The organism is Vibrio sp. 1069 (assembly GCF_033340555.1).
The window spans coordinates 1-539 of sequence record NZ_JAWOWP010000852.1; the positions used below are offsets into that span (position 1 = coordinate 1).

At 44.5% G+C, this 539-nt stretch carries 1 protein-coding gene; it reads right to left on the bottom strand.

Going from position 1 to position 539, the window contains the following annotated elements; all coding sequences use genetic code 11:
- Window positions 1-131: 131 nt before the first annotated feature.
- A partial coding sequence (locus tag R7040_RS29425) for a sodium-independent anion transporter (RefSeq protein WP_318098044.1) occupies window positions 132-539 on the bottom strand: 408 nt, incomplete at its 5' end.

Genomic DNA, 539 nt, shown 5'->3' on the forward strand with positions numbered 1-539 from the left:
CTAGTGGCTCCTAAAAGCCAAGGAATGACGAAAAAATTTAAACCGCAAGCATAAAGCCTAGCCGATTAAACAGATAAAATGAACAATAAAAAACAGGAGAATATACTCCTGTTTTTATTTTAGATTATCGCTTAAGCCACTTCTGGAATTGGCTTTGGTGGTTGTTCCAAATCAGGTTCTTTTTGCACGGTCGGAACAATCCCTTCACCGACTGCACTGAGGTAGCTACCACTGAGTTTGATCGCAAGGTACATATCGGCACGCAGCAAAATCCCGCCTTCGCTGGTGCTTATTCCCGTTAACTCACACCATTGACGCAAGCGGCGTTTTCTTCCCGCGAGGACTAATCGTATTCCTCTTTTCTTGAGCACTTCGTGAATGTCGGCCAATGTCGCCATGACACTCAAATCTAGGTGAGTAAAGCTCGATACGGCATCGACTACGACACAGCTGACATCTTTGTTTTGCTCTGCGTGCTCTAGCAAACGACGCTTAAAGTATGGTGCATTAAAGTAGGTTAACGGTGAGTTGAAGCGATA